Genomic DNA, 13,453 nt, shown 5'->3' with positions numbered 1-13,453 from the left:
GTCAGCGTCGGCCAAACGGCGGCGCCCGGCACCTTGCCCACCGTGCAGAACAGCCGCGACTGGTTGCGACCGGCGCAGCGTTTTCCGGTGATTGTCGAATTTTCCGAGGACGCTCGAAAAGTGCTGCGCGACAGCCGCGCCATCCGTGCCGGTGGCCAAGCAGAGATCATGGCCTTCCCCTCCCAGGGTAATCCGCTGAACCCGCTGGGCCGCCTGTTTCTGTGGTCGATGAGCTGGATGTCGTATGCCTATTGAGCGCACCGTTCGGGATCAGCGCGCGTTGCGCCTGGCTACCGGCACGGCGTTGTGCCTGGCAATCAGCTTCGCGGCGGGACTGCCGATTCCGTTTATTTCGCCGGTATTGGCGGTGCTGTTGTTAACGGCGCTCAACCGGGCGCTGACGTTGAAGGCGGGATTGGTGTTGGCACTGGTAGCGATGCTCACGACTGGCGTCGGACTGGTGTTGATCCCGGTTCTGCGTTACTACCCGTTCCCCGGTGTATTGATAGTGGGTACCTGCCTGTTCCTGGCGTTCCGGTTTGGCTTGCAGGGTGGCAACGTCCTGATTGTGACGTTTCTGGTGATCGGTTTGACGATGATTTCCGCGGCGGGCGTCGCCGAGTTCGATCTGGCGGCGACGGTCATCGGTGCGCTGGTCAAAGGGCTGCTTCTCGCCATCGCGGTGGTCGCGGTGAGTCACGCGTTGTTTCCCGAGCCGGCGAATCTTCCTTCGCCACCGGTTGGCCCCGTTCCCTCCCCTGAAGAGTCTGCAAGGGTGGCGCTACGGGCAACCCTGATCGTCTTGCCGACATTCCTGCTGGCACTGATCGATCCGGCCAGCTACCTGCCGATCATCCTCAAGGCGGTTGGCTTGGGACAGCAAAGCTCCACCACGAATGCCCGGCATGCCGGCCGCGAACTCGTCGGCTCTACCTTGCTCGGTGGACTACTGGCGGTCTTGTTCTGGTGTGCCCTGAGTCTGTTCGTGCATGTGTGGATGTTCTTTCTGTGGATGCTGCTCTTCGGCCTGGTATTGGCGCGCAAGTTATACGCCCTGAGCCGGACGCGTTTCAGTCCGGGCTTCTGGGTCAACACGCTGATCACGCTGATCATCCTGCTCGGCCAGTCAGTGCAGGACAGTGCTGCGGGCAAAGACGTCTATACGGCGTTCGCTGTCCGCATGAGCTTGTTCATCGTCGTGACGCTGTACGCGGTGCTGATGGTTCACCTACTGGAGCAGCGGCAGGGACCCGCTCAAGGATTAACTTGATAGCCCCGGCCTTGCAAGCAACCCACGTAGGCGGCCGAACTGTTGGCGGCGCTGGTTTTTTCCTGTTCCCGGCGATCCTGACGCTGCCGTGAGCCGCCCACGACCACACCGGCGGCGGCGGTGCCTTTGGCCTGGTTCTGGCGATAATCCTGCTTGGTGTCATCGTCGACACGGTCATACACCTCGTCATGGCGGTTCCCGCGAACCTGGGCCCCTGCCGCACCCGCCGCAGCGCCCACGGCAGCACCTTTCAATCTTCCGCCGGAAGACGATGGCGCAGCGGCGGCACTCTGGCTGGCGGCCACGTTCTGGCAGTCGGTGGTGTCCAGCTGGAGTTGCTGTGAGGTCTGTCCTTTAAGAGGCACTACCGATTGGGCCCATGCCGGGGCAACGCACACCGATACCGCCAGGCATAAGCCAAGGGACGACAAACTGTTCATGTTGCACACCTCGTTGACTGAATGAGCCAAAACCAGTTTAGGTCACCCCCCCGGGCGACCGCGTGCAGAGCGATGAATGACACCGCTCGCTTTTCTGCGTGATGGCCTAACCTCATAGGCTGAGACTCAACAACAGAGCCGAACTCGCCTATGCGTCATGCACTGAAGTGGATGATCTTGACCGCACTCACGCTGCTGGCGTCCAGCGGTGCAGCGCTGGGAGCCGCTGAGGCGCCAGTGTCGATTGCCGGGTCTGCCGGGACGTCGTCGCATGCGGTTTCCGAAAGCGATCTGTCAGGCCTGCAGCTAAGGCTGGATCGCATCAAACAACAGATATCGCTGGCCAATAACCTGAGCCAGATGGTCGGTCTGCAGGATACGGTTCAGCGGTATATCAGTGACGTGGATACCCTCGAGTCCGCGTTGCTGCCCGAACAGAAACAGTTGCAGGCCCAACTGGACGTACTGGGCCCGATATCATCCGTCGAGATCGGTGGAGACCTTTCGGATATCGCCACCCAACGGGCCGTTCTGTCCGAACAGAAGAGAAAGATCGATACCACACTCAAAACACTGGCAGCGCTCAGGGACAGCGCCGCCGGGCTCATTGCTCAGATCGCCGGTATTCGACGCAGCCTTCTGGAAAGCGAAGTCACCCAGCGCAACGCCAGCATCTTGTCACCTCGTTTCTGGTCGCCTCTGTTTAATCTGACGCCTGAAGATCGCCAGCGACTGCAGGACTTTATCCGCGATGTCCGAATCTCCCTGGCGCTTGCCTGGCAACCGGGCGAACGCCTGTTGGCCGCTGCGATCATCCTGCTGGCGCTGGTCGTCTGGATCTGGGGCCGTAGAGTGGCCGATCGCGCACTGACGTGGATCTGCATTCACCGAATGCCTGAGGGGCGTCTGCGTCGAAGTTCGCTCGCCTTCGCCTCGGTGGTGGCCACGGTGCTGACCACCGCCTGCGCGATGCAACTGCTGTTCTACGCGCTGAACCGGCAACTGCCGCTAACCCCCATCGTGCAGAACTTCGCTGACGAGTTCGAAAAACTGATTTACACCTGCGTTCTGGTGACCGGTTTGAGTCGGGCATTGCTGTCGACAGAGCACCCGTCGTGGCGCCTGCCCGTGATGGCCGATTCCGTGGCACTGGCGCTCAAACGCTATCCCCGCCTCCTGGCCTGTGTGCTTTTACTGCTGGTCGGTCTTTCGCAAGTCATCTATGTCACCGGCATGAGCAACGCGGCGGTATTACAGGGACGTGGTGTGATTTCACTGGCCGTTACGCTGGTCTTTGTAGCGTTGTTCCATCAGGCCAGCAAAGCCCGCCGAGCATTGGCCGCGACCGGTGAACCTTCAGAAGCAAGCACCACGCTGGCCGGCCTGATCTATACCGTTGTCAGCATCGCCATATTCATCTCGTTGATTGCGCTGCTGATCGGCTACGTTTCACTGGCGAGGTTCATCACGTATGAACTGGTGTGGGGATTCATCATCCTGTCCGGGTTTTACCTGCTCATTCAATTGTTCAAGGACAGTTGCGAGTACTTGTTTTCAGCCAGGAGCCCCAGCGGCAAAGCCATTAAGCAATTGCTCGGGATCGGCGATACACGCCTGGAACAGGTTTCAATCGTCTTGTCTGGCGTCGGGCGCGCCGCGCTGCTGTTGCTCGCCCTGATCTGCATGATTGTCGGCGGCGTTGGCACCACCCTTGGGCAGTTGTTTGACCAGGCCGTCGCCATCCTCGGTGGCGATGGCCTGCGCAAACTCAACATCATCCCCGGCCACCTGCTCAATGCCGTGTTGGCGCTGTTAGTAGGTGTCTACCTGATTCGATCCCTGCGCCGCTGGCTGGATAACGAATTCCTGCCGAAAACCGACATGGATCCCGGCATGTGTGCGTCGCTCAGCACGCTGTTCGCCAACATCGGCTACGCCCTAGTGATCTTGCTGACGTTGTCGTCACTGGGCATCCAGTGGACGAACCTGGCGTGGATCGTCAGCGCCTTGTCCGTGGGTATCGGCTTTGGCTTGCAGGAAATCGTCAAAAACTTCGTGTCCGGCCTGATCCTGCTGACTGAACGCCCGGTGAAAGTCGGCGACCTGATCAGCATCAGTGGCGTGGAAGGCGATATCCGGCGTATCAACGTACGGGCCACCGAAATACAACTCAGCGATCGCTCCATCGTCATCGTCCCCAACTCGCAATTGATCTCGCAAAACCTGCGCAACGTCACCCTGGGTGGCAGCGCTCAAGGGGTGGCGTCGCTGGAGCTGACCTTCCCGCTGGACATCGACCCCGAACAAGTCAGGAACCTGCTGTACGACACCTATTGCGAAAACGAAAGCATCCTCGACAAACCGGCGCCGACCGTGCGCTTCAGCAAACTGAGCCCGGAAGGTATCACCCTGACCGTCACCGGCTACGTCAGCAGCCCGCGCATTGTCGGCACGACCAAAAGTGATTTGCTGTTCGAGGTTTTGAAACGCTTGGGAGCGGCAGGCATTGAACTGGCCAAGCCGGCGGCGGTGTGATCACTAGCCACCCTCGAAATGTAGCAGCTGGCGAAGCCTGCGTTCGGCTGCGCAGCAGTCGTAAAGATTTTGGGGCCGCTGCGCGCCCCGACGGGGATAAATCCCCTCGCCACAACACAGCCGAACGCAGGCTTCGCCAGCTGCTACAAATGCGTGTTCAGGCCAGAATTCGTTTTTGCGCGCTACGCTTCAAGGTTTCGCTAGGAAGCTCTTTGAACAACGCGCGATAACTGCTGGAAAACCGCCCCAGATGCCAGAAGGACCAGTTCATGGCGACTTCGGCCACGGTGGTTTCCATCGGCGTGCGGCTGAGCAGTTCGCGGTGTGCGCTGTTGAGGCGGCGCAGGCGCAGCCAATGAGTCGGGGTCATGCCGGTATAGGCCTTGAACGCGTGCTGCACCTGACGCAGTGACACCCCGGCAATCTGCGAAAGCTCCAGCAGGTTCAGCGTTTCTTCAGGCGAATCCGCCGCCCATTCACCGATGCGCTTCATCACCGAACGCTCCTCGGTGCGACGTTGCAACGCCCCACGATCAAGGCACACGCAGGCGTTGTCGAGCAGGTACAGGCAGTCTTCCAGCAACTGCTGGGTCAAGGCTTCCTTGCTCGGGGGGTCGAGTGTCTGCGCGAGCTGGGTCAAGGTGCTGCTGAGCCAGCGACTGAACAATGCGTTCTGCCCCGAATTCAGCGGCGCCAGGAACAACCCTTCCAGCCTGGCGACATCCAGCCCATGACGTTGAACGAACTCCGGACCAAACACCACGGCGATTTCCTGGTAGTTCTCCGGGGTGATCCAGATGTTGCGGCTCTCGCCATTGAGCACATACAGCGCGTTGTCACTGCGATCGAAACAGAACGCCAACGAGCCTTCGGGCGCGCTGAAATTCTGCTCGACCCGGGTGTTCATCTGCTCTTCGTAGATTTCCACGCCCTGCAGGTCCAGATAGCGCACCCGCCCGGCGAAATGCCCCGGTGACATCTGCTGGTACTGCTGCACCCAACCCGGCGTGGCGCGGATTTGCTCGGCGACATCTTCGGTGTTGAACGCTTGGACGTGTAACGGACTGGACGTTGTCATGGGTGACCTTGCGCACTCTTTTGGTGCGTTTTGGTGCTGCTGAAAGTGGATAGATGGATCTGCAAGGCTCGCCCAAGATAGTCGTCAACGCGTCTCAGGGGAAGTGTGTGGTGGATGAAACCACCCTCCCCGGCGTTAATAAAACCAATAACGAGGTCTTTATGAATGTCCCCTTCGATCAGCTGTTCACGTGGCTGAAAGATCACAAGATTACCGAAGTCGAATGCGTCGTCAGCGACCTGACCGGCATTGCACGCGGCAAAATTGCACCCACCAACAAGTTCCTGCATGAGCGAGGCATGCGCCTGCCGGAAAGTGTGCTGTTGCAAACGGTAACCGGGGACTTCGTCGACGACGACATCTACTACGACCTGCTTGACCCGGCTGACATCGACATGGTCTGCAAGCCCGATGCAGACGCGGTCTACGTGGTGCCATGGGCCATCGAACCGACCGCCATCGTGATCCACGACACCTTCGACAAGTTCGGCAACCCGATCGAACTGTCGCCGCGTAACGTGTTGAAAAAAGTCCTGCAGCTGTATACCGACAAAGGCTGGCGGCCGATTGTTGCGCCGGAAATGGAGTTCTACCTCACGCAACGTTGCGAAGACCCGGACCTGCCGCTCAAAGCGCCCCTGGGCCGTTCGGGCCGCGCGGAAAGTGGCCGCCAGTCGTTTTCCATCGACGCTGCCAACGAATTCGATCCGCTGTTCGAAGACGTCTACGACTGGTGCGAATTGCAAGGGCTGGACCTCGACACGCTGATCCACGAGGACGGCCCGGCGCAGATGGAGATCAACTTCCGGCACGGCAACGCGCTGGACCTGGCCGATCAGATCACCGTGTTCAAACGCACGATGCGCGAAGCTGCGCTCAAGCACAACGTGGCAGCCACGTTCATGGCCAAGCCGATTGGTGACGAGCCGGGCAGCGCCATGCACATCCACCAGAGTGTGGTGGACATCGCCACCGGTCAGCCGATTTTCGTCAACGCTGACGGGACGATGAGCGAGCTGTTCCTGCACCATATCGGCGGCCTGCAAAAGTACATTCCAAAAGTACTGCCGATGTTCGCCCCCAACGTGAACTCCTTCCGCCGCTTTCTGCCGGACACCTCGGCGCCGGTGAACGTCGAATGGGGCGAGGAAAACCGCACCGTCGGCTTGCGTGTGCCGACCTCGAGCCCTGAATCGATGCGCGTGGAAAACCGTCTGCCAGGCGCTGACGCCAACCCTTACCTGGCCATTGCCGCCAGCCTGTTGTGCGGCTACCTCGGCATGGTCGAGCGCGTCGAGCCGAGCGCAGCGGTCGAAGGTCGGGCCTATGAGCGGCGCAACCTGCGCCTGCCGATCACCATCGAGGACGCTCTGACGCAGATGGAAGAATGCGAAACCATCGAGAAGGTGCTGGGCAGCAAATTCGTTCGCGGCTATGTCGCGGTCAAGCGTGCAGAACACGAGAACTTCAAACGCGTGATCAGCTCGTGGGAGCGGGAGTTTCTGTTGTTCAGCGTCTAGTCCTTCGTTGCCAGTACCACCGCTATCGCCAGCAGGCTAGCTCCCACAGGGGAATGCATTCCAAATGTAGGAGCTAGCCTGCTGGCGATAGCGGCTACCCAAACACCAGAGAACCACCTGAAAAAATCCAATAAATCCAAGAGGTGTCGAATGCGTCTATTGAAATCCGTGGTTCCGGCCACACTGGCTTTGCTCTTCAGCGCTATTGCCCAGGCTCAGCCCACCGTCAGTGTCTACAACTGGACCGATTACATTGGCGAAACCACCCTCGCCGACTTCCAGGCAAAAACCGGGATCAAAGTCATCTACGACGTGTTCGATTCCAATGAAACACTGGAAGGCAAGTTGCTCGCCGGCCGCACCGGTTACGACGTGGTTGTCCCGTCCAACCACTTTCTGGCTCGCCAGGTGAAGGCTGGCGCGTTCCTTAAACTGGATCGCTCGCAGCTGCCGAACTTCAAGAACCTCGACCCCAAACTCCTGGCGCTGCTGGAGAAGAACGACCCGAACAACGAGCATTCGGTCCCGTACCTGTGGGGCACCAACGGCATCGGCTACAACGTCGACAAGGTCAAGCAAGTGCTGGGCGTCGATCACATCGATTCCTGGGCGGTGTTGTTCGAACCGGAAAACCTGAAAAAACTCAGCCAGTGCGGCGTATCGATGATGGACTCGGCGGACGAAGTGTTCCCGGCCGTCCTCAATTACATGGGCATGGACCCGCGCAGCGAGAACCCCGAGGACTTCAAAAAAGCCGAAGCCAAATTACTCAGCATCCGGCCGTACATCACCTACTTCCACTCCTCCAAGTACGTATCGGACCTGGCCAACGGCGACATCTGCGTAGCGTTCGGTTACTCGGGTGACGTGTTCCAGGCCGCGAACCGTGCCAAGGAAGCGAAGAACGGCGTGAACATCGCGTATGCCATTCCCAAGGAAGGCAGCAACCTGTGGTTCGACCTGTTGGCGATTCCGGCCGACGCCAGCAACCCGAAAGAAGCCCATGCTTTCATCAACTACCTGCTCGACCCGCAAGTGATCGCCAAGGTCAGTGCGTCGGTCGGTTACGCCAACCCCAACCCGGCCGCCAAGCAGTACATGGACCCGGAACTGGTGAACAATCCAGAGGTGTACCCGCCTCAGGAAGTGCTCGATAAACTTTACATCTCGACCACCCCGCCCCAGTCGATCATGCGACTGATGACCCGCTCCTGGAGCAAAGTGAAGTCCAACAAATGAATCAGTACACCCAGGAACACGCGCATTCTTATTACGCCGCCACAGCCAAGGGCATGGCGCCCTACCCGACCCTGGCAACGGACCTGGTGGCTGATGTCTGTGTGATCGGCGGCGGCTTCACTGGGGTCAACACCGCCATTGAACTCGCGCAACGCGGGCTCTCGGTGATCCTTCTGGAGGCGCGACGGATCGGCTGGGGTGCCAGTGGGCGCAACGGCGGGCAACTGATTCGCGGTATCGGGCATGACGTCAGTGGGTTCGCCCGCTACGTCGGGCAGGAAGGTGTGCGCTATCTGGAGCGTGCCGGCACCGAATCGGTGGAACTGGTCGGCGCTCGGATCCGCGAACACGCGATCGATTGCGACCTGCGCTGGGGCTTTTGCGAACTGGCCAATACCCCGGCGCAATTTGCGGCGTTCAACGTCGAGCAGCAGGCACTCGCGCAATCCGGTTATGCCCATGAGACCCGCCTCGTCGGGCCTGAACAGATTCGCGAGCAAGTGGTGAATGCCGGGGTATATGCCGGTGGTCTGGTGGACATGGGCTCGGGGCATCTGCACCCGCTCAACCTGATCCTGGGTGAAGCACGGGTGGCTCACGCCCTCGGTGTGCAGATCTTCGAGCAGAGCCCGGTGCTGGAGCTTATCCATGGCGACACGGTGCAGGTTCGCTGCGCCGGCGGCACAGTCCGCGCCGGCCAGTTGGTGCTCGCGTGCAATGCGCATCTGGACGAACTCGAACCCAAACTCAGCGGTAAGGTGCTACCGGCCGGCAGCTACATCATCGCCACCGAGCCGTTGGCGCCTGAAGTGGCTGCACAATTGATCCCGCACAACCTGGCGTTGTGCGATCAAAAGGTGGGGCTGGATTACTACCGGCTTTCGGCGGATCGGCGTTTGCTGTTCGGCGGCGCCTGTCATTACTCCGGACGGGACCCGGCAGACATCACCGCCTACATGCGTCCGCACATGCTCAAGGTGTTCCCGCAACTGGCGGATGTGCGCATTGATTATCAATGGGGCGGCAAGATCGGCATCTCGGCCAATCGCTTCCCGCAGGTCGGCCGCTTGAGCCAGCACCCGAACGTGTTCTACGCCCAGGGTTACTCCGGCCATGGCCTGAACGTGACCCACTGGTGCGCCAGGCTGTTGGGCGAAGCGATTCATGCCGGGCATAGCCAGGGCTTTGATGTGTTCAGCGCCGTGCCGCACATGACCTTCCCCGGAGGCCCGCTGCTGCGCTCGCCATTGCTGGCGATGGGGATGCTCTGGTATCGCTTGCGAGAGGTGTTGGGCTGAGCCGCTGTGTCTGAAACACCCCCCCCCGTAGGAGCTGCCGAGTGAAACGAGGCTGCGATCTTTTGATCTTGCTCTTAAAAAACAAGATCAAAAGATCGCAGCCTCGTTTCACTCGACAGCTCCTACAGGGGGCAATTCGTTACCAATACGCTTGCGTTCCTGTCTTTTGCTCACCTTTCGATTTGCTCAATTGCCACTCACTTCTATATTGAGGAGGTGCTCTGCCTTTCCTGCCTCCTATTGAGCGCGACCCATGGCCACCACTGACCATTTGATCATCTGCGAGCATTGTGACTGCGTGTATGAAAAAGTGACGCTCGCCAAGCACCAGAAAACCCTGTGCACACGCTGCGGCGGGGTGCTTCAGCGTTATAACGGCCTGACGATCGAACAGCGCCTGGCATTGAGCCTGACCGCGCTGGTGGTGTGGATCTTTACCAACTTCTATCCGGTGATGAGCATCAGCCTCAAGGGCCTGAAAAACAGCGCGACGCTGTGGGATTCAGTCCTGGCGCTCAGCCAGGGGCCGATCACCTTTATCGCGATGGTGGCGGCGATCGCCATGATCATCGCGCCGATTTTCCAGCTGTTGCTGTTGATCTGGGTGCTGAGTTTCGGCCTGGCCCACCAGCGAGCGCCCGGTTTCAAATTCTGCATGCGCTGGCTGGAAACCCTCAGGCCCTGGAGCATGCTCGAAGTCTGCCTGCTGGGCGCCATGGTCGCCGTGATCAAACTCGCGGGACTGCTCGACGTATTGCCCGGCATCGGCCTGTTTGCGCTGGCCGTGCTGAGTTTGATGATGATCCGCATCGCCGGGCGCGACGTCCGTGATCTGTGGGATACCTTATGAACCGACCTCCAGTGGCGAGCGAACTCAACCTGTGCCTGTGTCACACCTGCGGACTGGCCTGTGACATGACCCACGAGCCGGATGAATGCGAACGCTGCGGCGCGCCGTTGCATCGGTATAAACCGAACTCACTGACACGTACCTGGGCCTACATGTTCACCGCCCTGGCGTTTTACGTACCGGCCAATCTGCTGCCGGTGATGAACACCAAGATGGTCGGCAACGGCGCCGACAGTACGATCATGACCGGCGTCATCGAGTTCTGGGAGGCCGGTGCCTGGGACATCGCCCTGATTATTTTCATCGCCAGCATCGCGGTGCCAGGCATCAAGTTTGTCGCCCTGACGCTGCTGCTGGTGACGGTTCAGCGTGACAGCCAGTGGGCACGCAAAGAGCGTTCGCAGTTGTACCGCTTTGTCGAAGTCATCGGTTACTGGTCGATGCTCGACGTGATCGTGGTCGCGTTGGTGGCCGCGCTGGTGAAGTTTCAAGCATTGGCCGATATCGAGCCGCGCCCGGGCATTCTGTTTTTCGGGCTGGTGGTGATCTTCACCATGCTGTCGGCAATGAGTTTCGATCCGCGGCTGATTTGGACCGAAAAGAACATTAACGAGGAGGTCATGGATGAAGTCGCAAGTCACTGATGGGGCCCAGCCCCCTGGCCAGGCCCCGATAAAGACGCGTCGCTTCAGTGTTTCGCTGGTATGGATCGTGCCCATCGTTGCCGTGTTGGTGGGCATTTCACTGGTGGTTCACAGCCTCATGCAGGAAGGGCCCACGATCACCATCAACTTCAAGACCGGCAGCGGCCTGGTCGCCAACAAGACCGAAGTCAAATACCGCAACGTGGTCATCGGGCATGTTTCGGACGTCGAATTGAGCGATGACCAGAAGAGCGTCAACGCCACGATCAAACTGGCCAAGCAGGCTGAAAGCTTTACCCGTGAGGACTCGCAGTACTGGGTCGTGCGTCCACGTATCGGCGCTGGCGGCGTATCGGGTATCGACACCCTGCTGTCCGGTGATTACATCGGTGCCGACATCGGCCAGGCCAACGGCCGCGCGAAGAATTTCCAGGGGCTTGAGAACCCGCCGCCGATTACCTACGGTGAGCCGGGCAAGCGCTTCACCCTGCACTCCGCCGACCTGGGGTCGCTGGACATCGGTTCTCCGGTTTACTACCGCAAGATACAGGTCGGTCAGGTGGTGGCTTATGCCTTGGATGCCGATGGCAAGGGCGTGAATATCGAAGTGTTCATTCACTCGCCCAATGACGCTTATGTCACGCAAGACACCCGCTTCTGGAACGCCAGTGGCATCGACGTGAGTGTGGGCGCCAACGGTTTTGCGTTGAAAACCGAATCGTTGTCTTCGATGCTGGTTGGCGGCATTGCCTTTCGTGCGCCGCAATACAGCCCCGACGATAAACCGGCCCCGGAGGAATATGCCTATGACCTGTTTGAAGATCAGCAAACCGCCCTCGCCCCGCCCAATGGCAAGGCGCAGTACCTGACACTGCGCTTCGACCAGGCGTTGCGCGGGCTGAAAGTCGGTGCACCCGTGGAATTCCTCGGTATGGAGTTTGGTCGGGTCGTCTCGATCAACCTCGATTACGACGCAAAAAAACGCAGCTTTCCGGTCAATGTCGGCATTGTGATCTACCCGCAGCGACTCGGCACGGCGCACACCAAAATGCTCAAGGCGTTGAATCATGATCCCAACGACGAGGCCGGCAGCATTCGGTTGATGGGCACGTTTGTCGAAAACGGTCTGCGCGCCCAGGCGCGTAGCGGCAACCTGTTGACGGGGCAACTGTACATCGCACTGGATTTCTACCCCAAAGCTGAAAAAGTCGCCTTCGACGCGACGGCCCGCCCTGTCAGCATTCCGACCGTGCCGGGCAGTCTCGAAGAGTTGCAGGGCAAACTGGAGGCCATGGTCGACAAGATCAACAAACTGCCTATCGAGCGCATCGCCAACAACCTGGACAGCAACCTCGTCGAACTGCGCAAAGGCCTGACGCAATTCAATGCCAAGACGTTGCCCGGCGTGCAGAACACCCTCGCGGATGTCAGCAAGACCCTGCAATCAGCCAACTCGACCCTGGCTGAAGACTCACCGCAACGGGAAAAACTGTCCGAGACCCTGGACGATCTCGGCCGCACATCGCGCTCCTTGCGCGACCTTGCGGACTACCTCGGGCGGCATCCGGAATCGCTGATCCGTGGCCGCCCGGAAAATGCCGCACCTATTGATCTGCAAGGGCCGCCGAGCAAATGACCACAGGAGCATCACCCATGGCTTTTCCGCTGAAGATGACGTTGATCGCCGCATTGGCGTTGCTCGCCGCCTGTCGCAGCGACCCTATTCAATTCCATACCTTGACCCCGGCCCAGCCGAACGTGAATTCAAGGACCAACGCGGACATCAGGATTGAGAGCCTGAGTGTCCCGCCACAGGTCGATCGTCCCCAGATCGTTGTACGCCAGGGCAACACCGGCATGGCGATTCTCGAGACCGATTGGTGGGGGGCAAGTCTGGCAGACGAGTTGCGCAGCGCACTGGTCGATCAGATGGTCAACAGCAATCCGCAACGCAAGATGTCGGTGCGCCTGGATATACAGCGATTTGACTCGATTCCGGGGCAATACGGGTTGATCGACGTCAAGTGGCGACTGCGCGAGCTGAATCAAAGCGAAAACTCGATGGTGACGTGCCGTAGTTTTCTGCAGACACCGTCCGGACCGACGATTGATGACCTGGTGGCGGCCCAGCAAAACAACATCAAACGCCTGGCCGCGCTGATCAGCCAGGCAGCCAATGGCACACAAAGAGGATGCCCCGCGTCGTAGGAGCAAAGCTTGCTCGTGGTGGCGTCATGTCAGACGAAATCAACGCTGCCTGACACACCGCCATCGCGAGCAGGCTCACTCCTACCTTTGATCAGCGGTGAACACACACTCTGCGGCAAACTCACACCCCCTGTGGGAGCTGGCTTGCCGGCGATGGCGGAGTATCAAACGAAATCAACGCTGCCTGACACACCGCCATCGCGAGCAGGCTCACTCCTACCTTTGATCAGCGGTGAACACACACTCTGCGGCAAACTCACACCCCCTGTGAGAGCTGGCTTGCCGGCGATGGCGGAGTATCAAACGAAATCAACGCTACCTGACACACTGCTATCGCGAGCAGGCTCGCTCCTACCTTTGATCTGCGGGCA

At 59.6% G+C, this 13,453-nt stretch carries 11 protein-coding genes and 1 pseudogene; 10 read left to right on the top strand and 2 right to left on the bottom strand.

The window, feature by feature from the left end; all coding sequences use genetic code 11:
* Both GBC55_RS26435 and GBC55_RS26430 read left to right on the top strand, forming a co-directional pair.
* Positions 1–255 (top strand): annotated as a pseudogene (locus tag GBC55_RS26435) (HlyD family secretion protein); the annotation flags it as partial.
* On the top strand, positions 245–1,270 hold the full coding sequence (locus GBC55_RS26430) for a DUF2955 domain-containing protein (protein WP_162440458.1): 1,026 nt from the start codon (positions 245–247) through the stop codon (positions 1,268–1,270). The pseudogene GBC55_RS26435 and the gene GBC55_RS26430, both read left to right, overlap by 11 nt.
* On the opposite strand, the gene GBC55_RS26425 is transcribed toward GBC55_RS26430, so the two are convergent.
* A complete protein-coding gene (locus GBC55_RS26425; protein WP_162440457.1) occupies positions 1,255–1,710 on the bottom strand; it encodes a YMGG-like glycine zipper-containing protein in 456 nt (151 codons plus the stop codon). The two genes, GBC55_RS26430 and GBC55_RS26425, sit on opposite strands and share 16 nt — an antisense overlap.
* 150 nt (positions 1,711–1,860) lie before the next feature.
* Between GBC55_RS26425 and GBC55_RS26420 the strand changes: the two genes are divergently transcribed.
* Positions 1,861–4,245, top strand: a complete 2,385-nt coding sequence (locus GBC55_RS26420) for a DUF3772 domain-containing protein (RefSeq protein ID WP_162440456.1) — start codon at positions 1,861–1,863, stop codon at positions 4,243–4,245.
* Positions 4,246–4,402: 157 nt separating this feature from the next.
* Here the strand turns inward: GBC55_RS26420 and GBC55_RS26415 are convergent, their stop codons facing one another.
* Complete coding sequence (locus tag GBC55_RS26415; protein WP_162440455.1) at positions 4,403–5,323, bottom strand: helix-turn-helix domain-containing protein; 921 nt, start codon at positions 5,321–5,323, stop codon at positions 4,403–4,405.
* Positions 5,324–5,484: 161 nt separating this feature from the next.
* Here GBC55_RS26415 and GBC55_RS26410 point away from each other — a divergent pair, with 161 nt between their 5' ends.
* From GBC55_RS26410 to GBC55_RS26380, 7 genes are all read left to right on the top strand, one after another.
* Positions 5,485–6,843, top strand: a complete 1,359-nt coding sequence (locus tag GBC55_RS26410; RefSeq protein WP_162440454.1) for a glutamine synthetase family protein — start codon at positions 5,485–5,487, stop codon at positions 6,841–6,843.
* Positions 6,844–6,993: 150 nt separating this feature from the next.
* A complete protein-coding gene (locus GBC55_RS26405) occupies positions 6,994–8,082 on the top strand; it encodes a polyamine ABC transporter substrate-binding protein (protein WP_162440453.1) in 1,089 nt (362 codons plus the stop codon).
* Positions 8,079–9,380, top strand: coding sequence for an FAD-binding oxidoreductase (locus GBC55_RS26400; RefSeq protein WP_162440452.1), 1,302 nt, complete (start codon positions 8,079–8,081; stop codon positions 9,378–9,380). The genes GBC55_RS26405 and GBC55_RS26400 overlap by 4 nt, the downstream gene beginning before the upstream one ends.
* A 253-nt stretch (positions 9,381–9,633) precedes the next feature.
* Positions 9,634–10,230 carry a paraquat-inducible protein A gene (locus GBC55_RS26395; RefSeq protein ID WP_162440451.1) on the top strand — a complete coding sequence of 199 codons (597 nt, stop codon included), beginning with the start codon at positions 9,634–9,636 and terminating at the stop codon, positions 10,228–10,230.
* Positions 10,227–10,874 carry a paraquat-inducible protein A gene (locus tag GBC55_RS26390; RefSeq protein WP_162440450.1) on the top strand — a complete coding sequence of 216 codons (648 nt, stop codon included), beginning with the start codon at positions 10,227–10,229 and terminating at the stop codon, positions 10,872–10,874. The genes GBC55_RS26395 and GBC55_RS26390 overlap by 4 nt, the downstream gene beginning before the upstream one ends.
* Positions 10,855–12,510, top strand: coding sequence for an MlaD family protein (locus GBC55_RS26385; RefSeq protein WP_162440449.1), 1,656 nt, complete (start codon positions 10,855–10,857; stop codon positions 12,508–12,510). Before GBC55_RS26390 ends, GBC55_RS26385 begins: the two co-directional genes overlap by 20 nt.
* A gap of 17 nt (positions 12,511–12,527) precedes the next feature.
* Positions 12,528–13,082 carry a PqiC family protein gene (locus GBC55_RS26380; RefSeq protein WP_162440448.1) on the top strand — a complete coding sequence of 185 codons (555 nt, stop codon included), beginning with the start codon at positions 12,528–12,530 and terminating at the stop codon, positions 13,080–13,082.
* Positions 13,083–13,453: the final 371 nt, after the last annotated feature.

Origin of the sequence: Pseudomonas sp. TNT3, from assembly GCF_010095445.2 — a bacterium.
Lineage (GTDB): Bacteria > Pseudomonadota > Gammaproteobacteria > Pseudomonadales > Pseudomonadaceae > Aquipseudomonas.
The sequence above is the reverse complement of the archived record's forward strand: the minus strand, read 5'-3'. Positions and strand labels throughout refer to the sequence as shown.

Excerpts from the sequence above, each read along its gene's own strand:
- GBC55_RS26430 (WP_162440458.1), top strand. The coding sequence starts at position 245 with ATGCCTATTGAGCGCACCGTTCGGGATCAGCGCGCGTTGCGCCTGGCT.
- GBC55_RS26425 (WP_162440457.1), bottom strand. The coding sequence starts at position 1,710 with ATGAACAGTTTGTCGTCCCTTGGCTTATGCCTGGCGGTATCGGTGTGC.
- GBC55_RS26420 (WP_162440456.1), top strand. The coding sequence starts at position 1,861 with ATGCGTCATGCACTGAAGTGGATGATCTTGACCGCACTCACGCTGCTG.
- GBC55_RS26415 (WP_162440455.1), bottom strand. The coding sequence starts at position 5,323 with ATGACAACGTCCAGTCCGTTACACGTCCAAGCGTTCAACACCGAAGAT.
- GBC55_RS26410 (WP_162440454.1), top strand. The coding sequence starts at position 5,485 with ATGAATGTCCCCTTCGATCAGCTGTTCACGTGGCTGAAAGATCACAAG.
- GBC55_RS26405 (WP_162440453.1), top strand. The coding sequence starts at position 6,994 with ATGCGTCTATTGAAATCCGTGGTTCCGGCCACACTGGCTTTGCTCTTC.
- GBC55_RS26400 (WP_162440452.1), top strand. The coding sequence starts at position 8,079 with ATGAATCAGTACACCCAGGAACACGCGCATTCTTATTACGCCGCCACA.
- GBC55_RS26395 (WP_162440451.1), top strand. The coding sequence starts at position 9,634 with ATGGCCACCACTGACCATTTGATCATCTGCGAGCATTGTGACTGCGTG.
- GBC55_RS26390 (WP_162440450.1), top strand. The coding sequence starts at position 10,227 with ATGAACCGACCTCCAGTGGCGAGCGAACTCAACCTGTGCCTGTGTCAC.
- GBC55_RS26385 (WP_162440449.1), top strand. The coding sequence starts at position 10,855 with ATGAAGTCGCAAGTCACTGATGGGGCCCAGCCCCCTGGCCAGGCCCCG.
- GBC55_RS26380 (WP_162440448.1), top strand. The coding sequence starts at position 12,528 with ATGGCTTTTCCGCTGAAGATGACGTTGATCGCCGCATTGGCGTTGCTC.